Genomic DNA, 394 nt, shown 5'->3' on the forward strand with positions numbered 1-394 from the left:
TTCGCTGATTAGCCACTGCACGGTTACGGTCTGCATATTCACCGGGCCAGTAACCCGCACCTTTTCGGGGAGGGATAAGCGCGCTGATTTTCTTACGCCGCAGTTCATCGTGACATAGCCGGGTATCGTAAGCGCCATCGGCGGCGGCTGACCTGATTTTCCGGTGGGTTTGCCGGATTAACCCGGGGAAGGCCTCTGAGTCCGTAACGTTGTTCAGCGACAGGTCTGCACAGATGATTTCATGTGTGTTGCTGTCAACTGCCAGATGCAACTTTCGCCATATACGACGGCGTTCCTGGCCATGCTTTTTGACTTTCCACTCGCCTTCACCGAAGACCTTCAGCCCGGTGGAATCAATTACCAGGTGTGCGATTTCACCCCGGGTGGGCGTTTT

The 394-nt window shown here is 55.1% G+C and carries 1 pseudogene; it reads right to left on the bottom strand.

The annotated features are described in order from the left end of the window. Positions 1–394 (bottom strand): annotated as a pseudogene (locus ACOTX2_RS18910) (IS5-like element IS903B family transposase); the annotation flags it as partial.

Origin of the sequence: Enterobacter cloacae complex sp. IR5412, assembly GCF_049237385.1 — a bacterium.
In the GTDB taxonomy this organism is placed as follows: domain Bacteria; phylum Pseudomonadota; class Gammaproteobacteria; order Enterobacterales; family Enterobacteriaceae; genus Enterobacter; species Enterobacter intestinihominis.